This is a genomic window from Ewingella sp. AOP9-I1-14 (genome assembly GCF_052375995.1).
GTDB classification, from domain to species: domain Bacteria; phylum Pseudomonadota; class Gammaproteobacteria; order Enterobacterales; family Enterobacteriaceae; genus Ewingella; species Ewingella allii.
In genome coordinates this window covers 23,517-46,548 of record NZ_JBQSVA010000013.1, presented here as the reverse complement: position 1 = coordinate 46,548, position 23,032 = coordinate 23,517, and the positions used below count along the sequence as shown (strand labels likewise).

The 23,032-nt window shown below is 55.0% G+C and carries 18 protein-coding genes; 2 read left to right on the top strand and 16 right to left on the bottom strand.

The features are described from left to right. Window positions 1–173: 173 nt before the first annotated feature. From ACT3RT_RS21640 to trxC, 5 genes are all read right to left on the bottom strand, one after another. Window positions 174–521, bottom strand: a complete 348-nt coding sequence (locus ACT3RT_RS21640; RefSeq protein ID WP_496201035.1) for a YfiM family lipoprotein — start codon at window positions 519–521, stop codon at window positions 174–176. A gap of 61 nt (window positions 522–582) precedes the next feature. Next, window positions 583–1,938 carry a CDP-diacylglycerol--serine O-phosphatidyltransferase gene (gene pssA, locus ACT3RT_RS21635; RefSeq protein WP_396131217.1) on the bottom strand — a complete coding sequence of 452 codons (1,356 nt, stop codon included), beginning with the start codon at window positions 1,936–1,938 and terminating at the stop codon, window positions 583–585. Window positions 1,939–2,052: 114 nt separating this feature from the next. Beyond that, window positions 2,053–4,731 (bottom strand): bifunctional acetate--CoA ligase family protein/GNAT family N-acetyltransferase, encoded by a 2,679-nt coding sequence (locus ACT3RT_RS21630; RefSeq protein ID WP_485903456.1) that lies wholly within the window; start codon window positions 4,729–4,731, stop codon window positions 2,053–2,055. A 32-nt stretch (window positions 4,732–4,763) separates the two neighbouring features. After that, on the bottom strand, window positions 4,764–5,468 hold the full coding sequence (locus ACT3RT_RS21625; protein ID WP_485903457.1) for a tRNA-uridine aminocarboxypropyltransferase: 705 nt from the start codon (window positions 5,466–5,468) through the stop codon (window positions 4,764–4,766). A 130-nt stretch (window positions 5,469–5,598) separates the two neighbouring features. Next, window positions 5,599–6,018 carry a thioredoxin TrxC gene (gene trxC / locus ACT3RT_RS21620; protein ID WP_034792689.1) on the bottom strand — a complete coding sequence of 140 codons (420 nt, stop codon included), beginning with the start codon at window positions 6,016–6,018 and terminating at the stop codon, window positions 5,599–5,601. Window positions 6,019–6,246: 228 nt separating this feature from the next. On the opposite strand from trxC, the gene ACT3RT_RS21615 reads away from it, so the two are divergent. Beyond that, a complete protein-coding gene (locus ACT3RT_RS21615; RefSeq protein WP_353503221.1) occupies window positions 6,247–7,380 on the top strand; it encodes a tRNA/rRNA methyltransferase in 1,134 nt (377 codons plus the stop codon). 99 nt (window positions 7,381–7,479) lie between these two features. Here ACT3RT_RS21615 and emrB read toward each other — a convergent pair whose 3' ends face one another. The 5 genes from emrB to ACT3RT_RS21590 all read right to left on the bottom strand — a co-directional run bounded on the left by emrB (window position 7,480) and on the right by ACT3RT_RS21590 (window position 14,021). Next, window positions 7,480–9,024, bottom strand: a complete 1,545-nt coding sequence (gene emrB / locus ACT3RT_RS21610; protein ID WP_496203724.1) for a multidrug efflux MFS transporter permease subunit EmrB — start codon at window positions 9,022–9,024, stop codon at window positions 7,480–7,482. Window positions 9,025–9,041: 17 nt separating this feature from the next. Then, the gene (emrA, locus tag ACT3RT_RS21605; RefSeq protein ID WP_353503219.1) at window positions 9,042–10,238 is read right to left on the bottom strand and encodes a multidrug efflux MFS transporter periplasmic adaptor subunit EmrA; all 1,197 of its coding nucleotides are present in this window, start codon (window positions 10,236–10,238) and stop codon (window positions 9,042–9,044) included. A gap of 29 nt (window positions 10,239–10,267) precedes the next feature. Beyond that, window positions 10,268–11,722, bottom strand: coding sequence for an efflux transporter outer membrane subunit (locus ACT3RT_RS21600; RefSeq protein ID WP_496203723.1), 1,455 nt, complete (start codon window positions 11,720–11,722; stop codon window positions 10,268–10,270). A 22-nt stretch (window positions 11,723–11,744) separates the two neighbouring features. Further along, window positions 11,745–12,266: a transcriptional repressor MprA gene (gene mprA, locus ACT3RT_RS21595; RefSeq protein WP_034792674.1), complete on the bottom strand. Its 522-nt coding sequence runs from the start codon at window positions 12,264–12,266 to the stop codon at window positions 11,745–11,747. A gap of 570 nt (window positions 12,267–12,836) precedes the next feature. Then, complete coding sequence (locus ACT3RT_RS21590) at window positions 12,837–14,021, bottom strand: MFS transporter (RefSeq protein WP_496203722.1); 1,185 nt, start codon at window positions 14,019–14,021, stop codon at window positions 12,837–12,839. A gap of 144 nt (window positions 14,022–14,165) precedes the next feature. Between ACT3RT_RS21590 and ACT3RT_RS21585 the strand changes: the two genes are divergently transcribed. Continuing rightward, window positions 14,166–15,047, top strand: a complete 882-nt coding sequence (locus ACT3RT_RS21585; RefSeq protein WP_353503215.1) for a LysR family transcriptional regulator — start codon at window positions 14,166–14,168, stop codon at window positions 15,045–15,047. Between the two features lie 75 nt (window positions 15,048–15,122). Here the strand turns inward: ACT3RT_RS21585 and proX (ACT3RT_RS21580) are convergent, their stop codons facing one another. The 6 genes from proX (ACT3RT_RS21580) to ACT3RT_RS21555 all read right to left on the bottom strand — a co-directional run bounded on the left by proX (ACT3RT_RS21580) (window position 15,123) and on the right by ACT3RT_RS21555 (window position 22,801). Then, window positions 15,123–16,121: a glycine betaine/L-proline ABC transporter substrate-binding protein ProX gene (proX, locus tag ACT3RT_RS21580; RefSeq protein ID WP_485903461.1), complete on the bottom strand. Its 999-nt coding sequence runs from the start codon at window positions 16,119–16,121 to the stop codon at window positions 15,123–15,125. Window positions 16,122–16,177: 56 nt separating this feature from the next. Next, complete coding sequence (proX, locus tag ACT3RT_RS21575) at window positions 16,178–17,182, bottom strand: glycine betaine/L-proline ABC transporter substrate-binding protein ProX (protein ID WP_496203721.1); 1,005 nt, start codon at window positions 17,180–17,182, stop codon at window positions 16,178–16,180. 130 nt (window positions 17,183–17,312) lie between these two features. Continuing rightward, complete coding sequence (proW, locus tag ACT3RT_RS21570) at window positions 17,313–18,527, bottom strand: glycine betaine/L-proline ABC transporter permease ProW (RefSeq protein ID WP_485903463.1); 1,215 nt, start codon at window positions 18,525–18,527, stop codon at window positions 17,313–17,315. Then, the gene (gene proV, locus ACT3RT_RS21565; RefSeq protein ID WP_185689337.1) at window positions 18,527–19,723 is read right to left on the bottom strand and encodes a glycine betaine/L-proline ABC transporter ATP-binding protein ProV; all 1,197 of its coding nucleotides are present in this window, start codon (window positions 19,721–19,723) and stop codon (window positions 18,527–18,529) included. The genes proW and proV overlap by 1 nt, the downstream gene beginning before the upstream one ends. A 599-nt stretch (window positions 19,724–20,322) precedes the next feature. Further along, window positions 20,323–21,042 carry a response regulator gene (locus ACT3RT_RS21560; protein ID WP_353504023.1) on the bottom strand — a complete coding sequence of 240 codons (720 nt, stop codon included), beginning with the start codon at window positions 21,040–21,042 and terminating at the stop codon, window positions 20,323–20,325. Window positions 21,043–21,163: 121 nt separating this feature from the next. Further along, complete coding sequence (locus ACT3RT_RS21555; protein WP_034792739.1) at window positions 21,164–22,801, bottom strand: ATP-binding protein; 1,638 nt, start codon at window positions 22,799–22,801, stop codon at window positions 21,164–21,166. Between the last annotated feature and the right edge of the window lie 231 nt (window positions 22,802–23,032).

The following is a 23,032-nucleotide window of genomic DNA, read 5'->3' as shown; positions in this document are numbered from 1 at the left end:
TGGCAAAGTGCAAAACAAAGAAGCCCCCCTGCTCTGGCGAGCCGGGGGGCTTTTTACGTCATGGCTTAGTGATCACTGTGCGCGGTTGTTAAGCCAGTGGATCACAAACTGAGCGACGTTTTCTATCTTACTGAAATATAGTGATATTAGATTGATGGCTGGCAGAATCAATTCTAATTATGAATCGCCTGATAAGCCCCATAGCCTGCAGCTGCCCCGGCAATATCCCAGGCAAAATCCTTCCAACTCCACCCTGTACCCGCTTCTCGGCTGTCATAAAGCTCTTTCCCTGCACCTAATCCGACAGAAAATAGCAGCCCGAAAGACCGGCTTTTAGCATCATTCCACCCCTGACGCTCACCATAAGATGTGCCCGCAGCGGCTAAGATTGCCGAACTCATAAAATGCTGAGCTTTGTCCTTGCCTGTCCAATTGTCATTGGCGTAATGGCTACATCCGGAGGAGAGTATAATAGGGATGAGAAGGGCTACAGTAGGTAAGCGTGAGAGCAAGAGCTTCATGACTGATATTCCTGACATAAAAAAAGCCTGATCACATCGATCAGGCTTCTAGTATAGCGGATCACAAAATTCGGCTAATTAATCTGTCGATTCGAATTCGGCGTAAACGCCTAATAAGCTTACGAACTTTGATTGGGTAGTTAGGAATGCTTTCCAATTCCATATAATGAGAAACGATCTGCGTATGTTCGCGGATCTCATCCAGCTCTTTAGAGCGCTGCACCACCATTTCGCGATGCGGGTCGTGGATCAGAATGGCGTTTTCTAAGTCCAGACGCCAGGCGCGCGGGTTGAGGTTGTTACCGGTGATCAGTTGCCAGCGATCGTCAACCCACATTCCTTTTAAGTGGTAGCTGTTTTCGCCATCTTTCCAAAGACGAATAATCAGCTGGCCGCTGTCGACAAAGCGCTGTAAGCGGCTGAGGAATCGGCGCAGGTTGATTTCATACAGATAAGGCAGCGCGCCGATGATTTTAAATGGCTGATCCTGCGGGATATAGAAGTCGTTTGCCGTTTTGTCGCCGACGATAATCTCGACTTGTTTACCCCGGCGCAGCAGAGCGACGATGTTACGAGCGAGCAGGGCAGGCATATTAAAATAAGGGGTGCAGAGAGTGAGCTTTTGCTCGGCGCTGGCCATAAGATGGTGAATGGTGCGATTAAGCGAGTTTTGCTTACCCAAACCCACCATTGGCGTCACCGTCAGCTCATCATTACCCGCAGTACCGGTAAAGTGATAGCTGCTGTCTTTTAGCGACTGCCTGAACTGGCGAGTTTCGTTTTTAATCTCAATGCTTTTTGGGCGATCCTGGCGATCAAGGCGTTGCACCGCGCTGGCAGAGAGAATCGACTTCTTCATAAAGTCGACCATGGAATCGGCCAATGCAGCATTGGTGATCAGATGGTAGCGGTCATAGCGGTATTTGGCGTGACGGTGCAGGTAGACGTCGTTGAGACTGGCGCCGCTGTAGATGACTCGGTTATCCACAACAAAGCCTTTGAGATGAAGAACCCCAAGAGCTTCGCGAGTGTTAACCGGGACGCCATAAATCGGCACCAGAACGTCAGGATGCTGCTGCGCCATGCTGCAATACCAGTCGGCATTGGTATTGGACGCGGCATCGCCAATACGACCACGCTGGGCGCGGTGCCAGTCGACCAGGATACAAATTTCTAGCTCAGGCCTTAGTTGTTTTGCAGCATAGAGTGCTGACAGAACATCCCGACCACCGTCATCATTTTCGAGATACAGCGCGGCCAGATAAATCCGTTGAGTTGCTTTGGCGATAGCCTCGAGCAGCGTTGTGCGGAAATCCGTTGGGCAGTACAGCGTCTGTACAGCGTCAACCGTTTGGGGGAGTTTTGGCAGTTGAGCAAGGTGTTGTTGATGTTTATTACGTTTAAATTTTGACAACATCACAGTGCGCTTCTTCTCTCTTTAGGTAATAGCGATAGCGGTACAGACAGAACATGTACACCGCACAATCGGTCGATAATACCATTAGTAATCCCCATTGTGCGTATGTTTTGCCTATTTATGGCCTTCAGCGGCGAGGTTATGGCTAGAATTGAGGGCTAGCGTGAGATTAACGATGCCATCCTGCAATTGGATATCCACCTCAAACCCAAGCTTCCTCGCCAGTGCCACCATACCCTGATTATTCGGCATCGTGATACCTGTCAGACGCTGTATTCCGTGCTCTGTGGTGTAAATGATCATCTTTTCGAGCAGGCGTCTGCCAAGGCCAAGTCCCTTGAGATCTGAACGAACCAGCACCGAGAATTCAGCATCAATATTGTCGGGATCGGACACTGCGCGCGTCACGCCAATGATTTCAGATTTTTCATCAAAATCTCTTACCGCCACGAAAGCCATCTCGCGATCGTAGTCGATTTGGGTCATGTTGGCTAAATCCTCGTGGGTAAACTCGTTGATCTCACTGAAGTAGCGATAGTAGAGATCCTCTTTAGTCACCTTAAGGATAAAGGCTTTCAGCAGCGGCTCATCTTCAGGAAGGATGGGGCGGAAGAGGCAGCCTGAGCCATCTTTCAGCGTGACCGGCTCTTCCAGCTCTTGAGGGTAAGGGCGAATAGCCAGTCTGGATGGCCCGATATCGCTGACGTCGCTAAGTTGGAGCGTGACATCCAGCAGATTCAGTTCATCGCCGGAAGCTAGCAGCGGGTGGATCTCCAGACGGGTGATCTGCGGGCAGTCAACAATCAGGTTGGAGACTTTGACCAACAGCTGGCTGAGCGCGGGAATGTCCAGCGGGCGTGAGACATTGTGCGCCCGCACTTTGCCGCCTTTCACTGCTTGCAGCACCAAATAGCGCGCCAGCGCCTGATTGAGTGGAGGAAGTGCCACCGCGGCCTGCTTCTCAGGCCGCCATTCGCTGCCTCCTTCGCCAAGCATAATCAACGGGCCGAACACCGCGTCTTGCTCAACTACGATTCGCAACTCTTGCGAGCCGGGGCGGTTGGCCATAGTTTGCACTAACAAACCGTGAATTCTGGCCTGCGGGAAAACCTGCCTGGCGCGATCAAAAATGGCGTTAGCGGCCTGCTCGACTTCACTCGCGGTACGTAAATAGAGCATAACCCCCTGAACTTCAGAGTTATGCGGAATATCCGGCGAACGCAGTTTCAGCGCCACCGGGTAACCTACTTGCCCGGCAATATGTACCGCCTCGGCGCTGTCACTGGCAATCCAGGTTGGCAGCACCTCCATGCCGTACGCATGCAAAATGGTGCGAACTTCATGGGTATCCAGCTGGGTTGCCCCCTCGGCCAGCGCCTGAGTGATTAACCTGTGTGCCTCATCGGTATTTTGCTGCAACCCAACGGGCAGGGAGGGCGTCTCCTTCAGCTGCTTTTGGTTGCGGCGGTATTCCACCATGTGCATAAAGGCCGTGACCGTGCCTTCTGGAGTGCGATAAGTCGGGATCCCCGCCTCAGTGAATAGTCTGCGCGCCTCTTGTGACGAGTATTCGCCGCACCAGTTGGTCAGCAGGGTCACGCGCTTGCCGCGCGAATGGCCTTTCAAAGTGGCAATTAGCCGCTCGGCCGTCACCGTACCGTGCGCGGCGGCGCTTGGCGCGTGGATAACCAGCAGGGCGTCATAGTCATTGCTGTCTAGTAGCGAAGTAAGCACTGACTGATAACGCTCGGGCGTGGCGTCATCATGCAGATCTAAAGGGTTGGATATGGCAATGCTCTGCGGCAACGCGGCGCGAAGTGCGGCCTGAGTCTCTTCGCCGAGAGCCGCCAGTTTGCCATTGCGCGCCAGTAGCTGGTCGAGGGCCATGGCCGCCGGAGCGGCTCCATTACTGACAATAAGCAAGCGCTCACCTCGCAGCGGGTGCATGTGGCTTAAGGTCTCTACGGCAGAGAACAGCTCGTGGGTGTCCTGCACGCGCAGCAAGCCCGCGCGCTGAATGGCGGCGTCATACGCCACGTCCAGACTGAGCGGGCTATTGAGCAGCTTCTGCGCCTGCGTGCTGCGACCGCTTTTAATCACCAGAATCGGCTTGTTGCGCGAGGCACTGCGCGAAGCCGACAGGAAGCGACGAGCGTCGCTGACGTGCTCGAGATAGAGCAAAATGGCGCTGGTTTTACTGTCCCGCGCCAAGAAATCCAGCAGGTCATCGACATCAATATCGAGGCTGTCGCCAAGGGAAATAAAGTAGGAGAAGCCCACCGAGCGCTGCTGCGCCCAGTCGAGGATCGTGTTAGCCACGGCGGCGGACTGAGAGATAAATGCCAGTTTGCCGGGCAGGATCGGCACCGGCGAGAAGCTGGCATTGAGCCTTTGCCACGGCGCGAGTATCCCAAGGCTATTCGGCCCGAGCAGGCGCATGGCGTAGCGCTGGGCACAGGCTTTGAGTTCGGTAAATTGCTGGGAGTGGGAAGAGAGGATGATCACCGTCTTGCAGCCGCGCTGGCCCAATTGCTCGAGCAGCGCGAGGTTGCGCTCGGCGCGGGTACAGAGAATGGCTAAATCGGGCGTGATGGGCAGGCTGGCGACATCTACATAAGCCAGCACGCCGCACACCGCGCGGTAAGCCGGCGTGACGGGCAGGACTGGCCCGTTAAAACCGCCACCCAGCAGATTGCGCATCATCAGATATCCGGCGCGGCCCGGCTTGTCGCTCGCCCCTAATACCGCAATGGATTTAGGTCTTAGTAAGGCTTCTAGTCCACGCTGGCTCATTCTCTTTCCTCAAATCCGTGATGCTTTTGATTCTAGAAGCTTTCCGGCTCTTTTGCTGTGAGTTGGTGCACCGGATGATGAGGTTTTCCGGCTAAATATTGGGTGCGGAAGTGGGTAAAGTGGCGCGAAAGGCCAGCCGAGGCGGCCAGATCTCCGGCTTTTTCAAGTGCTGCAGCTGCCACTTCTACCGTGCAGTGCAGTTCCGGGCGCGAGGCTTCGCGCAGGATGTAGTCGGAGCTGACACTCACATCGAGCGAGAACACCGGCAGGTTATCCAGATAAGGGCTTTTGCGGAACATCTTGCGGGCTTCGGTCCAGGTGCCATCGAGCATGATAAACAGCGGCGGCTTGCTGTCTGCCGGAATTTCAGTAAAGACCTGGCGCGGAGGCTGGGCGAAAGAGGCCGGGAACACTACGTAAGCCTGACGCATTGGGTCAGCAATGGCTTCCAGTAAAGCCGGATCGGTTTCAGTGCGCGACCACATAAAGGCTTGGGTATCAGGCAGCACGTCAGCGATCAGCCGCCCGGTATTGCTCGGCTTCATGGGTTCGGTGTCGAACATCACCAAGCAGAAGCGGCTGGTGGCCTGATGAATCTCCCGCGTGGCGCAGATGCAATTGCGTTTCGGCAGCAGGCAGGACTGGCAGCGAATAGCCCGCGAGCCGCGCGCCAGAAAGGGACGAGTAGATTGAGCTAAACGCTGCGCACGCAGGCGAAGAACGGCATTGTCTGACATAAGCATTCCGCGGGTGGAAAACCGGCTATTCTAATCGCCGTTGCCCGCAAGTGGTAGGTTCTTGTCAGCATAAAAACCAATGGCCCGCATCAAGCAGGCCATTGGTCAGGGCTTAATTCTGACTTATGCGTTACAATGATTCATTCAGCCAATTGTTGAAAGGCGTCTTGGGCATGGCACCGCCCAGAGAGTCGACCATTTTGCCCTCATTGAATACCATAATGGTAGGAATGCTGCGGATGCGAAAACGCGCACTCAGCTCCGGCTCGGCTTCAGTATTGACTTTAATGAAGCGGATTTTACCGGCACGTTCCTGCGCGACGTCTTCGAAGATCGGCGCAAAGCTCACGCACGGGCCGCACCACGGGGCCCAGAAGTCGATAACCACCGGCAGATCATCTTGCAGGTATTTATCCAGCGTACTGGCAGTTGCATGAACCACGCTGCCGGAAAATAGGGCATGGCCGCATCGGCCACACTTAGCGCCGTCATTGATACGATCCTCTGGCAGGCGATTAGTGGCCTGACATGATGGACAAATCGTATTCATAAAATAGCCTCTGTATTGCTCAAATGGGATCGGATCAACCCGAACCTGTTAGCGGTAACCGCGGGGCTGATATGTTACTTATTTGTTGTAAGTATGGAGAGATGCGGGCGAGCGAACAACGTGGTTTATTCAATGAATACGATAGTTTTAAGCTTTTGGTCCAAAGCAAGTGGCTTAGCACACAGACATCAGGTAATCTTCGCGCCCTGCGCGTAGGTGGAGAGAGAAATGAACGATTCATTCAGTGGCAAAAACGGCAAAGTCAAAGTGATGTACGTCCGCAGTGACGACGACGGCGATAACCGCAATAACGATAAACGTCCTTCCAACAATAAAGGACGTCCAGGCGATAAACCTCGCCAAGGATCCCGTCCAGACGATGCCCGCCGCAATGAGCGTCGTAGCAGCGATAACCGTGGTGATTCACGCGGTCCTGACGCACGTCGTGGCGATGCTCGCCCGCAGCGTACAGGTCGTGATGCACCTCGTCCTGCGCGTTCCACGCGTGACGATGACGGCCCGTATTCTTCTCCGTGGAAAACCGTTTCCCGCGCGCCAGACGATGAGTCAGCTCCGGATCACGGCGGAATCAGCGGCAAAAGCTTTATCGACCCAGAGCAGCTGCGTCGTCAGCGTCAGGAAGAGACCCGTGTCTACGGCGAAAACGCCTGTCAGGCGCTGTTCGCTAGCCGTCCTGACTCCATTGTTCGCGCCTGGTTCGTGCAGTCTGTGACGCCGCGTTTCCGCGAAGCGCTGCGCTGGATGGCGGCGAATCGCAAAGCCTACCACGTGGTCGAAGATGACGAGCTGGCGAAAGCTTCTGGCACCGAGCACCACGGCGGCGTTTGCTTCCTGATCAAAAAGCGTCAGGGCTTGGATGCAGACACTTATCTGCAAACGGCTCCGGCGAAAGATTGCGTACTGGCACTGGAAAACGTCGGTAATCCGCACAACCTTGGCGGCATTATGCGTAGCTGCGCGCACTTCGGTGTGAAAGGTTTGCTGGTTCAAGACCCGGCTCTGCTGGAGTCTGGTGCTGCGGTGCGTACTGCCGAAGGCGGCGCGGAACACGTTAAAGCCATTAGCGCTGACAACTTCCTCGACGTGCTGGCCAGCTTCCGCAAAGCCGGTTACACCATCGTGACCACTTCCAGCCACAAAGGCACCGCGCTCGGCAAAGCCGAACTGCCTGCCAAAATTGTGTTGGTGCTGGGTGAAGAGAGCGATGGTCTGTCCGACAGCGCATGGCAGCAGGGTGACATCAACATCTCTATTGGTGGTACCGGTAAAGTGGAAAGTCTGAACGTATCTGTCGCAACCGGTATCTTGCTGGCCGACTGGTGGCGTCAGAATCAGGGGTAATTCCCGCAGATTCACTCGCTTAAAGCATTAAAAAAGGACGCCTCAGGGCGTCCTTTTTATTTATGATTTACTTGGCGAAAAGCCTATTCAGTCAGCGGCTTAGTGCGCGCCGCCGCCGTCCTTGCTGCCACCCGCACCGCCAAACGGAGGTCGGGCAAACCAGATTAAGACCAGCAACACCAAGAAGGCTCCACCGGATAGCCAGAAAATCTCATTGGCAGAGATGATCAGCCCCTGATTGGTTATCTCCCGCGCAATCCAACCCGACGCCTGCTGGTGGCTCATTCCCATCCCTTCTAACTGCTGATAGGTCTGCTGCGCCTCTGGGTTGAACGGCGTGATGTTTTCAGTCAGGTGCGCGTGGTGCAGCGACTCGCGATTAGCCCACATGGTGGTGGTGACCGAGGTACCAATCGAGCCGGCCAGCGTACGAATAAAGTTCGACAAGCTGGATGCCGCCGCCATGCGTTCTGGCGGCAGGCCGGACAGAATAATGGTGGTCAGCGGCATAAAGAAGCAGCCGACGGCGAAGCCCTGAATAAACTGCGGCCACGCCGAAGCGCCAAAGTCCATGCCCGGCTCGAAGGTGTAAGCACGCCAGTAGAAGCACACCGCGTACATGATAAAGCTGAAGGTGATCAGCTTACGCATGTCCAGCCTGTGGGCGAAGCGGCCAATGATCGGCGACATCACTACTGGCAATATCCCCACCGGCGCTGACGCCAGGCCCGCCCAGGTCGCGGTATACCCATAGACCTCTTGCAGTAGCTGCGGCAGCAGAACAATTGCGCCGAAGTAGAGCATGTAAGCCAGACTGATACAGAGCACGCCGATGGTGAAGTTTCGCGACTTGAACAGCGACAGGTCGACTATCGGGTGGTTGTCGGTCAACTCCCAGACCACCAGGAAGCAGAGCGCCACCACCGCCACGGCGGCCAGCACGATAATTTCCGTGGAGTTAAACCAGTCCAGCTCTTTGCCCCGGTCGAGCATCACCTGCAAGCAGCCGATCCCCAGCACCAGCAGCACTAGCCCGACGCTGTCGATCGGCCGGATCTGCGTTGCCGTTTCGCGCCCTTTAAGGGTTTTCAGCGTCAAGGCCACCACGGCGATACCGATCGGCACGTTGATAAAGAAGATCCAACCCCAATGGTAGTTATCACTGATATAACCGCCGAGGATCGGGCCGCAAATGGGCGCCACGATCACCGTCATCGACCATAGCGCTAAGGCGGTACTTCGCTTGGCCGGAGGATAGTTATTCAGCAATAGACTTTGCGATAGCGGGATCAGTGGACCTGCCACCACGCCCTGCACCACACGGAAGAAGATCAACATTTCCAGACTGTTGGACATGCCGCACAGCCAAGATGCGAAAGCAAACAGTACCGTAGACCACAGGAACAGTTTGACCTCGCCGATGCGTTTCGCCAGCCAGCCGGTGATGGGGATCGAGATGGCGTTAGCCACCCCGAACGAGGTGATAACCCAGGTGCCCTGCGAGTTCGAGGCACCGAGGTTGCCGGCAATGGTCGGAATAGCCACGTTGGCGATGGTGGAGTCCAGCACCTGCATAAACGTGGCCATCGACAGCGCCACCGTCATCCAGGCTAACGGCGCGCCGACTAATGGTTTCTTATCCACGTTGGCCTCCGAAGCCGTTAGCCAGCATTGGCGTTGATCACATCAGCAATAATGGCGTTAACCGGTGCCAGATCCAGCGTTAGCGCGGTGGTCTGATACAGAGGTTCGGTACGCACTTTATCAGCCAGCACCAGGCCATTCAGGTCTTGAGTATCGACCGTCACCAGCGTGGACAAGCCAATGCGCAGCGGGTGCTTCGCCACTTGTTCGTCGTCGAGCTGAATACGCACAGGCAGGCGCTGAACCACTTTGATCCAGTTACCGGTGGCGTTCTGAGCAGGCAGCAGGGAGAACGCGCCGCCGGTACCCATATCCATCCCGACCACTTTGCCTTTATAGGTCACGTCGTCGCCGTACATATCGCTGACCACGGTAGCGGATTGGCCGATACGCATGTTCGCCAGCTGAGTCTCTTTGAAGTTAGCATCCACCCACACGTGATTGGCAGGAACCACCGCCATCAGCGCGGTTCCTGGGGTGATTTGCTGGCCGACCTGTACCGTACGGCGTGAAACCAGACCGTCGATTGGGCTGACCACCTTAGTACGTTGCAGGGATAGCCAGGCATCGCGAACCTGCGCGGCGGCCTGTAATACCTGCGGCTGTTTATCAACCGGGGTGTTCAGGATCATCGCCTGATTGGCGTTGTACTGCTGCACGGCCACGTCGAGCTGGGCTTTGGCGGTGTCGACGGCATCATGGGCATGTTGCAGCTCTTCGCGGCCAATCGCATCCACGTTTCCCAGCACCACGCGGCGTTTCAGGTCAGCTTCAGCCTGTTTCAGCTGGGTCTGGCGCAACGCCACGTTAGCCTGATATTGACGGCCATTGATGATTGACTGGTGCGTTTGGCGCACGCTATTGGCCAGCGCGGTTTTGGCGCGCTCGAAAGCCTGTTGGGCGTCGGTTGGGTCGAGGACAACCAGCGTATCGCCTTTCTTGACGTAGTCGGTGCTATCAAAGTTCACGTCGGTCACGCTGCCCGACACCTGAGCCATGATCTGCACCTGATTACCGGCGACGTAGGCGTCATCGGTACTTTGGAAATGACGCAGCACCAGCAGCCAGTAAATCAGATAGGCGATGGCGATGATGACAAATACCCCCGTTAAGAACAGCAAGGCAATTTTGCGTGATTTCTTTTTGTTGTGTGGCTGCTTAGTCGCAACCGGCTCCTGCGGAGGCGTTGACTGAATGCCCGCATTATCGCTCATGGTTTTCTCCATCCACGCTTAGGTTTTTATTATTGGTTTTTTTCCGCTGCCGGGGCCTGATAGCCGCCGCCGAGCTCGCGAATTAGACTGATTTTCGCCTGCAACAAATTACTGCTGGCATTCAACTGCGTCTGTTGCTGCTGCAACAAAGCGGACTGGCCGGTGAGTAGCTCATCGCGGCCAATCACCCCGGCTTTATAACGCGCATCTGCCACCCGATAGACATCTTCAATCGACTTCACGGCGGAAGAGGCTTGTTGCAACTGAGCCGCGCTGCTTTGCGCCACGGTCATGGCATCGGCAGTTTGCTGGACGGCGGTCAGGATGGTCTGGTTGTAAGACTCAACGGCCTCGTCGTAGCGCGCGGAGTCTCCGGCTAACTGGGAACGCAACTCTCCGCCGTGGAAGATAGGCAGGGAGAGGGCCGGTGTGATGTTCCACGCCTTGCTCGCCGCCTCTAACAGGTTCGGGTGCGTGCCGCCAAAATCAGTGGTGTTCAATCCGGCGAAGGCGCTGATGGTTAGGCTCGGGTAGAACTCTTTCTTGGTGGCTTTGACGGTCTGCAAATAGGACTCAACCAGCGAGCGCTGCGCGGCGATATCCGGGCGTTTACCCAGTAAGTCGAGCGTCAATTCACCCTTCGGCGAGATAGCATCGTCGGCAGGAAGCGGCACTTCGCGCAGATTGTTCATCGCGTCAGGACCTTGCCCCGCAAGGGCCGCCAACTGGTGTTTCAGTTGATCAATCTGGGATTGCGACTCAATCAGCTGCTGCTTGGCGCTGTCGGCCTGAGCCTGAATCTGCTGCGGCACGTCCACGCCGTAGATCCCTGCCTGATACTGCGCTTTACGCAAATCTGCCAGACGCTGATTGTTGTCGACTTCCTGTTTCAAGACTTTCTGCACCGCCAGATTCGCCTGCAACTGATAGTAAGCAGAGGCGACGGAGCTGGTCAGATTAAGCGCGGCCTGAGCCTGCTCGGCGCGCGCGGAGTCAACCTGCGCTTTGGCAGCATTGACCTGATTTTGGAACTTGCCCCACCAGTCCAGCTCATAGTTGAAGTTCAGCCCGAGCGCGTTACTGGTGTCATAGATAGGCGCTGACGGGTAGCTGGTCAGGAAAGGCGGGATGGTATTTTTTGAAATACGTTCGCGACGCCGAGAAGCCGTAGCATCAATATTCGGGGTCTGCGCCGCGTGGGCTCCTCCAAGGATGCTTTGCGCTTCGCGGACCCGAGCCGCGGCCTGGCGCAGTGACGGCGAATTTTGCAATGTCGTTGTCATCAGCGCATCAAGTTGCGGGTCGTTAAGACTGCGCCACCACTGCGGGCTTATCGACATTGAACTGACTTTCGGTTGTGCCAGTTTCAACTGCTGGGTATCCAGCAAGGTTGACTGCGGAGCGAGGTTATCGCTGGAGGCGCAGCCCGCCAATAACAGAACGGCGAACAGCGGCGTGAGTCTCCAGCTGGCTTGGAGTGACATGTGTGGTTTACCTGAACAGAAATTAGAAAAATTGTGTCGCGGTGACATCCATCTGATCGAGGCGGGTTAACAATTTGCGAGTCAGGATTTCCAACTGCTTTTGTTCATCAGCATCAAGAGTCGACCAAAGGAAATGCAGGCACTTATGTTGAGGCGGTAACACCTTCTGGATGAAAGCTTCGCCATCCGTCGTTAAATGCAAATGCAGGCATCGACGGTCATTATCGCTCTCACGGCGCTCAATCCAGCCGCGCTTCTCCAGTTCATCGGCAATACGGGTGGCGTTGGTACGCGAAGAACCCAGTGCGGAACTCAGCTCTGAAGGCTGAATGCTGTGGCTCTCCTGAGCATCCAGAGTCAGAAGCGCCATAAACAGCGTTTCATTAATACCCTGTGCTTTCAGCATCTTATTGCGATTTTCTAACAATTTACTTTGCATGTGCATCGACAACCGAGTCAGCAAAATTTCCTGATAAGGGAAATCTTTCTGTTTCTTGGCGCGGATATTTAACATGTTTTCAATTGGCGCGAACGAGCTGTCCATATGAGAAGCCTCATTAGTTACGGTTGACATAGTAACGATCGTAATTAGTAATATCAATGTCAGGAATCACCAAAGCTTTAGCAATAAGTGTGATTCATAACTCCGGTGAATTATTCGAAAGGTAATACGTTTCGCTGGCCAAATGGCGCCTCAGCCAACGAATGTTTTTCTGCCTGCCAGAAGCCAGAAATTAAACGCCTGCCCGATGAAAACAGTGCCAAAAGGCGCGAGTTAGCGGGCATCAATAAGACGCCAAAGCCAAAAAGGAATGCGAAAGGGAGATAACCAATAGTGATGGGCGGACCGTCAACCATTCCTAGCTTGAACATAGATTCATGCGGGGTAAGTGTCGTCTTTAAGACTCTGTGGGTTTGCATAGGACAGTCGGTGCGGCGTCAACGATGTATATCGTTCATGAATAATTTATAGGGCAAACATTACCAGACTGTCTGTAGTGATAACACCCTCGGAGGAAAATAAATTTCCATCATTATTATTTGCATGCTAATCAGGGGGCGTGATGATTGCCCCCGTTTGTCAGTTTTTATCAAGGCTTAGCCCGTCTGGGTCTCAGGTCATTTTGTATTTGTAACCCGACCACCAGACCAGCAGGTTTAAGGTACTCATCACCACGCCAGCGGCGGAAACGCCATACCATCCGGCCCACTCATAGGCCGAAGCAGACAAAACAGAACCTATCGCGCCGCCGATGAAATAGGTGGTCATGTAACCTGCGGTGAGGCGGTTACGCGCTTCCGGCATCGACTTATAAATCACGCTCTGGTTGGTGATGTGCACACCCTGCGCTGCCAAATCCAGCACGATAATGCCGATAATCAACGAGACCACCGAGTGCTGGCCGTAGGCGATAGCCGCCCATGACAGCAAGATAAGAATCAAACCGTAAGTGGTGGTCAACTGCGCCTTGCCTTTATCTGCCAGCTGCCCGGCGCGGGTCGCCGCCAGTGCGCCCGCCGCGCCGACCAGCCCGAACAGCCCAATCACTCCTTCGGAATAGCCATAGGCCGGGCCCGCCAGCAGGAAGGCCATGGAGGTCCACAAAATGCTGAAGTTGGCGAAGGAGCACAGGCCGATTAACGCGCGGGTACGCAGCACCGGCGTTTTGAAGAAAAGGCTAAAAATGGATTTCAACAGCTGGCCGTAGTTCAGGTCGGTGTGCTGTTTGTGGGTCGGCAGACGACGCCAAAGGATCACCGCCAAAATCAGCATCAGGGCGCTGGCCACCCAGTAGACGGTACGCCAGCCGCCGAGCTGCGCCAGCGCGCCCGCCACGGTTCGCGCCAGCAGGATACCCAGCAGCAGGCCGGACATAATCAATCCGATCACTTTGCCGCGTTTCGCCGGTTCAGCCAGGGTGGCGGCCAGTGGCACCAGAATCTGCGCCACCACCGAGAACAGCCCGGTCAACGCGGTACCAATCAGCATAATGGTCAGCGTCGGGGCCATGGCGGTGATAAACAACCCGACAGCGGAGAGGGCGGTCATCACCACGATCAGTTTGCGGCGCTCGAACATATCCCCCAGCGGGACGATAAACATCAGGCCAAAGGCATAGCCGAGCTGGGCAATGGTGACGATAAAACCGGCCTGATTGACTGACAGACCAAAGGCGCGTGCGATGGTCTCCAGCAGGGGTTGCGGATAGTAGTTACTGGCGACCGCCAGGCCCGTGGCTATCGCCATAAGAACGATCAGCCCCGGCGTGAGAGGGGAGTGCTTGGTTGAATTAGTCATTTTATTTTCATTATTAGAGAGGGAAGCAGGTTTTGGCCCATTCGCGGCGTTGCGCCACATTGAGCGAGGGCGAGTATCACCCAGCTTTAAATAGTAAACCAATGTATAATTTTCATCTTAACTATCTCATTTCGCGATGAATCGATGAACCTCAAACAGATCCGTTTTGCCCTTGCGGTGGCGCAAGAACAGAATTTCACCCGCGCAGCCCAGCGCTGCCACACCGTGCAGTCGGCCCTTAGCCACCAGATAGCCAAATTGGAAGAGGAGCTAGGCTGCGTGCTGTTTGAACGCACTTCGCGGCAAGTGAGATTGACCGCGGCGGGGCGAGCTTTTATCGGGCCAGCGGAGCAGTTGCTCGCCGCGCAAACCCACCTGCTGGATACCATGGACGCCTTGAAAGGCGAAGTGAGCGGCACTCTCACCGTAGGCATTATTTCAACGCTTAACGCGATAGATGTTATTGGCCAACTGGCGAGTTTTACCGAGCGCTACCCGCGGGTGAATATCCGCATGTATGTCGCGATGAGCGAGAAGCTGCTGGAAGACGTGCAACAGCTGCGCACCGACGTGGCTTTTGTCGGTTTATGGCCGGGAGACAGCGCCGCGCTCCGTTTGCCAAACCGCCTGCTGGCCGACGAACCCCTGGTGGCGCTGCTCAGCCCGACACATCCTTTCGCTACTTGCCCGCAGCTCACGCTTAGCCAGCTGGCCCAGGTGCCGCTGGTGGATTTTTATGCCGGAGCCGGGGCCAGGCGGCAGACCGACAGCGCCTTCAGCGAAGCCGGAATAACGCGCCACGTCAGCTTTGAAATCGACCACATCGAGTGGCTGGAGAGCATCGTTCGCCGCTCGCTGGCGGCGGGCATTGTGCCGCTTTCTCACGCCCAACACGCCAAAGACCTGATCTCGGTTCCTATCGAAAACGCCCCGCGTCGACAGGTGTTGTGCGTCTGGCAAAACAGCCTCTCCACCGCCGCCGAACGCTTTTTGGCGTTTGCAGAGGAGGAGGAAGGGGAAAAATAAAAAGGCGCTGAATAATTATTCAGCGCCTCTGCCTACTTCGCCCCGAGAAAACTCAAGGCATTTATAGAAAAGCTATTAAGACTTAGCTGCCGCAGCCGCCTCTTTTACCCAGCCATCAAAGGTGGCCTGGTGGGCTTTGATCCAGCCGTCGGTCTGGTTATTGATATCGGCTTCAGAACTTTGGCCTGCGTGCATCGCCGAGTTCTGCGCGTTGATGTCTTTCAGAGGCAACTGCATGATGGCGAACAATTTGGCGGCGGCTGGGTTAGCTTCGGCCCATTTCTTGTTCGCGACGATGTGCATGGTGCTGACTTTGAAACCGTAGTTTTTGCCATTCGGCAGCGCGGTGTCGGCGTCTTTCTCTCCCGGAACTACGGAGAACGGCACCTGCATCCACAGCACGTCTTTACCCGGCACTAACACGTCGCTGACCCAGTACGGCGTCCAGGTGTAATAGAAGATAGGTTTACCTTCTTTATAACGGGTGATGGTGTCGGCGATCATCGCCGAGTAATTGCCCTGATTGTGATTGACGGTTTTTTCCAAGCCGTAGGCTTTCAGCTGCTCATTCAGCGCGGCCTCACAGCCCCAGCCCGGCGTACAGCCCGTCAGGTCGGCCTTGCCGTCACCATTGGTGTCAAACAGCTTGGCGATTTTGGGATCTTTCAGCTGTTCGATATTGGTGATGTGGTACTTCTCGGCGGTTTTCTTGTCAATCAGGTAACCCTGCGCGGCGCCGTTGACATAGGTCCCTTGGCGATAGAAGGTCTTGTCGCCACCGGCGGCTTTGTACATTTCATCATGGAGCGGCGACCAGTTAACGGCGGTGAAAGTGGCATCACCGGCGGCAATGGTGGTGTAACCCACGTTGTAATCCACTTCGCGGATCGGCTGAACGTCGTAACCCAGTTTTTCCAGCGCCTTGCTGACCAGCAGGGTCTGGAAGGTCTCTTCACTGATGGTGCTCTGAATCGGGGTGACGGTGACGCCTTTACCCGGCAGGTCAGCGGCGAAAGTGGTGGCCGAGGCCAGCGTTGTCAGGGCGGCGGCCGCCCAGAGAGTTGATTTACGCATAGAAGAATGTCCTGTTTATGGTCGATTTATCGTCATTGTTATTACTGCTGTGCGAATTAGGATTTTTTAGCTGCGGCGGCAGCTTCGGCAATCCAGCCGTCGAAAGTGGCCTGATGAGCTTTGATCCAGCCATCCACATGCTGCTGAATGTCTGCCGTTGAGGATTCGCCTTCGTGCATCCGCAGGTTTTGCGCATTCACGTCAGCCAGAGGCAGTTTGATGATGGCGAACAGCTTAGCGGCGGCCGGGTTAGCTTCGGCCCACTGTTTGTTGGCCACGATATGTTCATTGTTGACCGGGAAACCGTAATTCTTGCCGTTAGGCAGCTTGGTGTCCAAATCTTTGTTCGAACCCGGATTCGCTGAGAATGGCACCGTCAGCCAGACCACGTCTTTGCCCGGTTTCATCTCGTTGCTCACCCAATACGGCGTCCAGGTGTAGTAGAGCACCGGCTTGCCGCTTTTGAAGCGCGTCAGAGTGTCGGCGATGATGGCCGAATAGTTGCCCTGATTCTGCTGCACCGTGCTGTCGAGGCCGTAAGCCTTGAGCTGGGTGCTAATCACGTTGCCGCATTCCCAACCCGGATCGCAGCCAGCGAGGTCGGCCTTGCCGTCGCCATTGGCGTCAAATAGCTTGGCGAGCTTGGGATCTTTCAGCTGATCGAGGCTGGTGATGTGGTATTGATCGGCGGTTTTTTTGTCGATCAAATAACCCTGCGCCGCGCCGCTGATGAAGGTCCCCTGACGGTAAAACTTCTTGTCACCGCCCGCGCCGTCATATATATCGACCTGCATTGGGTCCCAGTTCACCGCCATGTAGGTAGAGTCGCCGCTGGCGATGGCGGTGTAGGCGACGTTGTAATCCACCTCACCCGTCGGCTGCACGTCATAACCCAGCTTTTGCAGGGCGCGATTCACCAGTTCGGTTTGGAATGATTCTTCTGGAAGCGTGCTTTGCAGCGGCTTCACCACCACGCCTTTACCCGGCAGGTCGGCGGCGAAAGCGGCAGGTGCCGCCAGTAATACGGAGAGAGCAATCGCTCTGATGTGTGTCGTGCGCATAGTGAACCCTTATTCTTTTATTAAATAATTTAAGAGTGGACTGCGTTTTATGAGGCGAAGGTGCGTTAACGCGTAGTGGTACAACTTTTATGTCTCCCGGCGGCGAACCGCCGGGATGAACAGCGAGCTGTTAGGCTTTTTTGGCGAAAGGCTTGGTCAATAAGCCAATTGGACCACGGGTAAACCAGCGATGGCCACCCTTGCTGCGGGTATCTTGACCCATCGACTGTGTCAGGCGGTCGAGGATAATGGCGAGGATAACGATACCTGCACCACCCACCGACGCCAGACCCATATCCAGACGGCCGATGCCGCGCAGCACCATCTGACCCAGACCGCCTACGGCGATCATCGAGGCGATAACCACCATCGACAGCGCCAGCATCAGCGTCTGGTTAATACCGGCCATGATGGTCGGCATCGCCAGCGGCAACTGCACTTTGAACAGCATCTGGCTCGGGCTTGCGCCGAAGGACTGCGAAGCTTCAATCAAATCTTCCGGCACCTGATTAATCCCGAGGATGGTCAGACGCACGATAGGCGGCAGGGCGAAGATGATGGTCACGACGACGCCCGGCACGTTACCGATACCAAACAGCATGACGATCGGCACCAAGTAGACGAACGCTGGGGTGGTCTGCATCGCATCAAGCAGGGGGCGAATGATTTTCGCCGCGCGCTGGCTGCGAGCCAGCCAGATACCGAGCGGAAGTCCTATCAGCACGCAGAAGAACAGCGAGGTCAGCACCAGCGCCAAAGTCACCATGGCCTGTGACCACGCGCCGATAGCGCCAATCACCACCAGAGAAACCAGCGTGGCGACACCCATGCCTAACCCCGCCATCTGCCAGGCAATCAGAGCAAAAATCAGCATGGCGATAGGGGCCGGGAGTGACTCAAGGCCGTGTTGGAAACCACTGAGCACGAAGTCTACCGGCACGCGAATGCCCTGAAAAACCGGGCGGAAATTGGTTACCAGCCAGTCGATACCCTCTGTAACCCAGCGATCGAGAGGAATGAGCGTGGTGTGAAACGGGTCGAGAATGTTGAACTGGTCATGCTGCGCCGGGGCGACGTTCAGCCAGTCGTTGGCCTGCGTCGCCGCCTGATGGGTGGCATCCGGCGCGCTGTGGGCGGTCGTGGTTGCGGCATCGCTGCCGCCGGACGCGCCGCCCCAAGGATCGCTGCTGCCCGCATCGGTCGGTGCCGATGTGGCTGACTGCGCGGCGTCAACATGACCGCCGCTGGCGTTGTCCGCACTCCACGGATCGACGGACGGATCGAGTTCTTGAGTGGCTGCCTGCGCGTGTTGCACGATGCTATCGTTATGAATTGAATGCTTCATTATTCGTTACCCCCTTCTTTGTCCAGAGCACGAAGTAGCATGGCTTTGGAAATAATACCGATATAGTTATTGCTCTCATTGACCACCGGCACGGCGTACGGCGCGGCGGCAACGTGAGAAATCAGTTCACTGAGCGGCATGTCTGCCTGCACCGGTGCCGGGAACTCCAGCAGGGCGGACTCCAGTGAAAGATTGGCTTTTAGCGCGGTTTTCAGTGAGTCAATCGACACAACGCCGATAAAGCGTTCACCACGTTCCAGCACATAACCATATTCGCGGTCTGCATCTTCCAGCAGCTTGAGGGCTGCCCTCGGACCAAAACCGGGGGTTTTACGAATTAATGTCCCGCGACGGCGGGCGATATCTTTGGCGCTAAACACCTGACTGATGTCCACGCCGCGGAAGAAGGTGCGCACATAGTCATTGGCCGGATTATTCAAAATCTCTTCCGGCGTGCCGACCTGCACCACTTCGCCGCCCTGCATAATGGCAATACGGTCGCCAATGCGCATGGCTTCGTCGAGGTCATGGGAAATAAACACAATGGTGCGCTGATGCTGGGATTGCAGCTTCACCAGCTCATCTTGCATCTCGGTACGGATCAGGGGATCGAGCGCGGAGAAGGCCTCATCCATCAGCAGAATGTCGGGGTTATTCGCCATGGCGCGGGCCAGGCCAACGCGTTGACGCATACCGCCGGACAGCTCATCGGGATAAGAGTTAGCGTAATTTTCCAGACCAACCTGACGCAGAGACTCGAGGGCTTTTTGGTTGCGCTCCTCGGTTGGCACGCCAGCCAGCTCCATACCAAAGGCAGTGTTGTTCAACACGGTCAGATGGGGCATCAGGGCGAAGGATTGGAAAACCATGCTGATTTTGCTGCGGCGAACCTGGCGCAGTTTGGATTCGGAGATCTTGGCGATGTCTTCGCCGTCAATCAGCACTTCACCGCGGGTGGGTTCTATCAGACGATTGAGAAGGCGTACCATAGTGGATTTACCGGAGCCGGATAATCCCATGATGACGAAAATCTCGCCTTCTTCAATGGCCAGACTGGCGTTTTTGACACCCAATGACAGCCCGGTTTTCTCAAATATTTCTTCTTTACTCTTGCCGGAATCTATCAGCTTAAATGCGCGCTCAGGGTGCTCGCCAAATACCTTATACAGGTTCTTTACTTCGATTTTAATTGTCATGCAATGTGCATTCCTTGGAAAGAAATAGCCATCGGCTATAAATGGGTCTAGTTGTGTTTGAACTCTATAGAATCTACTTAGTACGCAAAGTACGGAAATATCGAACGGTTTACACCCTACCACAATGAGAGTCTGAGACAAGTCTCAATCTTTCTGAATAATATTCCTCGGTGCACTCCCCTGTGGCTAATTTGGCGCGAAATTTTGTTGGGTTTTTTTGTTATTTCACGTCAATTATCAGCTGTTTTCTGCATGAATTAGTGCAATGAAATCACAGGTTTTTTTGACTATTTCCACATGCTGAGATAATTATTATATTGGATTCAATTTATTGATTTTTATAGGTTTAATTGTTGTATTGTTTTTGTGGTTTATGTACAGAATAATATTCTGTTAGCGCAAGATAGAGATATTTCAAGGGGTTTTGTCATTTGGGTGAAATAGTCATTTCGCTAACAGGCTGAGAAGAGGTGGAAATCTGCTGAAGAAAAAATGTGTCGGCTGGGAATAATCCACGGATGCCGGTGGAGAATCTGTCGAAATGTAACGAAATTGTGTCAGTGAGACGCAAAAATTATCCGGCCCTTGAGCCGGATAATTTAGTCATGAACAGGGGCCTGATCTTCGCGGAATATCAGCCGGTAAAGTCGCCGTGGATGGCCAATATTTCCGTACTGCATTTCCACCGCGATAAAGCCTATTTCCACGCAATATTCCAGATACCGCCGCCCGGTAGTTTTGCTAATTCCTACCTGTTCCACCACCTGATCAACTGACCAATTGCGGTCCGGCTCGGCGATAAACACCCGGCGAACCAGCTCCAGCGTATTCGGCTCAATGCCTTTGGTCGCAGGGGCTGCGGGCATGTCAGTGGCGGGCAGGTTATACAGCCTGTCGAGCGCCTGTTGGTCGAGCACCTTCACATTGCGCAACTGATGCACAAACTGCAAAAAGCGCTCGAGCGAATTGCGCAGGCGCTGGAAAGAAACCGGCTTGATGATGTAGTCAAACGCGCCATAGCGCATCGCCTGACTGCAGGTATTCATGTCGCTGGCGGCGGTGATGAAAATCACCGAGCAGTCGAGGCTTTTCAGCAGCGCGCTGTCGATAAGCTCAATGCCTTGGCCGTCCGGCAGATAGTTGTCCAGCAGCACCAGCCGTGGCCGGTAGAGTTGCAGCTGAGTTCTGGCCTGCGCCAGCGTGGCGGCGATGCTCACCACTCGCAGATTGAAGTTTTGCTCAATAAAGTCACGGTGCAGGCCGGCCAGATAAGGCTCGTCTTCGACAATCACCACGTCCAGCGCGCTGCCGTTATTGATACTGCCCCCGTTGTTGAAACTACTCTTGTTCATCGTGTTTCCTGACATGCTCATAAAGTAGGGTAGGTCATGATTTTCTTATTAAAATAGTGCACTTAGCGCTGTTCCAGTCTGTCAAATTTTAGCTGTTGCTGCCCGGCGGTTTCGGATTGGGAATAAACAGTGAGAACACCGTACCCCGCGGCTGATTGTCTGAAATCTCAATCATGCCCTGCGCCTGATGCACATAGCTGGCGACCACATATAGCCCGATGCCGTGCTCCCCGCCGGTTTGGTCAGCCGAGGAGAGCGGCTTGGTGGTTGCGCCCTGTTCGAAAATACGCGGACGGATCTCCGCCGACAACCCCGCGCCCTGATCCGCCACTTCTATCAGCAGCTCGTCATTGCGATCGGTGAGGTAGAACTCTACCGGCTGATGCGGCCCCGGCGCGGCCAACGTGGCGTCTACCGCGTTATCAATCAGATTGCCGATAATCGACATCAGCTCCGACTCGCTCAACGCGGCGGGCATGCGCTGAAGCTGGCAAGCCGGGTCGAAGGTCAGCTCAATGCCTTTTTCCCGCGCGCTGGAGTATTTCCCTAACAATAAACCGCAAATCGTCGGCGAGGCAAAGCGCTCTGAAACAAAATCCAGCACTGCCTGCGCCCCTTCGGACTGCGCCTGAATGTAGCCCATTGCCTCGTCATAGCGTTTCATCTGCAACAGGCCGGCCAGCGTCGCCGTCCAGTTAAGCTGCTCGTGGCGCATGATACGCAGGTTGTCAGCATAGCGTTTCACCTGACTGAGCTGGCTGCTGAGGGTGTTAATGTCGTTTTTATCGCGGAAACTGACCACCCAGCCGATCTCCGATGACGGCCCAAGTTCAATGCGCACGCGGTTGACGATCACCTGCCGCTGATTAAAACGCGTCACCTCATCGTGGCTGTTGGGCGTTTCGCGGTCGCCGGTGAAGAACTCCGCGCCGGTGTGGATGATGTCGCGGATGTGCTGGCCGACCAGCAGGTCTTCCGGCTGGTGGATGTCCAGCAGCTCGCGGGCGGCGTGGTTGATGGACAAAATCCGCTGCTGGTGATCAATGGCGATCACCCCTTCATAAATGGCTTCCAGCAGCGCCTTCTGTTGGCGAACTAATAGCGCAATCTCTTTTGGCTCCAGCCAGAACATCTGTTTCTTGAGATTCTTACTGAATAACCATGAGAAAAGAAACAGCAGGGCTAATAGCAGAATGCCGGACAGGGCGGTCTGCGCCAGCAATTTCACCGTGACGTCATCGATATAAGAAATCAGGTATCCGACGGAGACAATGCCGATGACTTTATTATTGGCGTCTACGATTGGCGCTTTACTGCGTAAAGAGATTCCGATGCCGCCCTGACGCACGGTAATAATAGTTTTTCCCTCGAGCACTTCGGCGTTATCCCCGCCAACCAGAGGTTTACCGAGGCGTTCCGGCGACTGCGAATGGTACAGGTGGTCGGCATGCACATCGCCAATAACGATATAACTGGCATCGCTTTTCGCCCGCAGCGGCGCGACCAGTTTTGCCACTCCCGCGCTGTCTTCGGCCTCGACGCGCTCAGCCAGGCCGGGCATCAGGGCGATTTGCGAAGCCTGCACTTTGGCGCGGCTGCCCAAATCTTTATGCAGTTGTTCATCCACGGTGCGGAATAAAAGTAGCCCAAGTACCGCCAAAAGCACGCAGGAAAAACCCACCAGAGAGAGAAAGAGCTTTATTTGAAAGGTGAATCGTAATCGCATTCTGGCAGCCACCAAGTAAACAGAGAATAAGCCTAACATGGCGTTTTCAGCGGCGTCATTCCCATCGCGCGGTGTTGTGAGGAAATACGCAACTGCCGTGCGCCGCGGGGCTTAATAGCCACAATAATAAAAAGGCTAAAGGCGCGATTTACTACAAAGCTGATAAGCTTTGCAGCCTAAGTAACATTAACGCCATTAAAACCATTACAACCTTTAAATCAGCGATTTTAA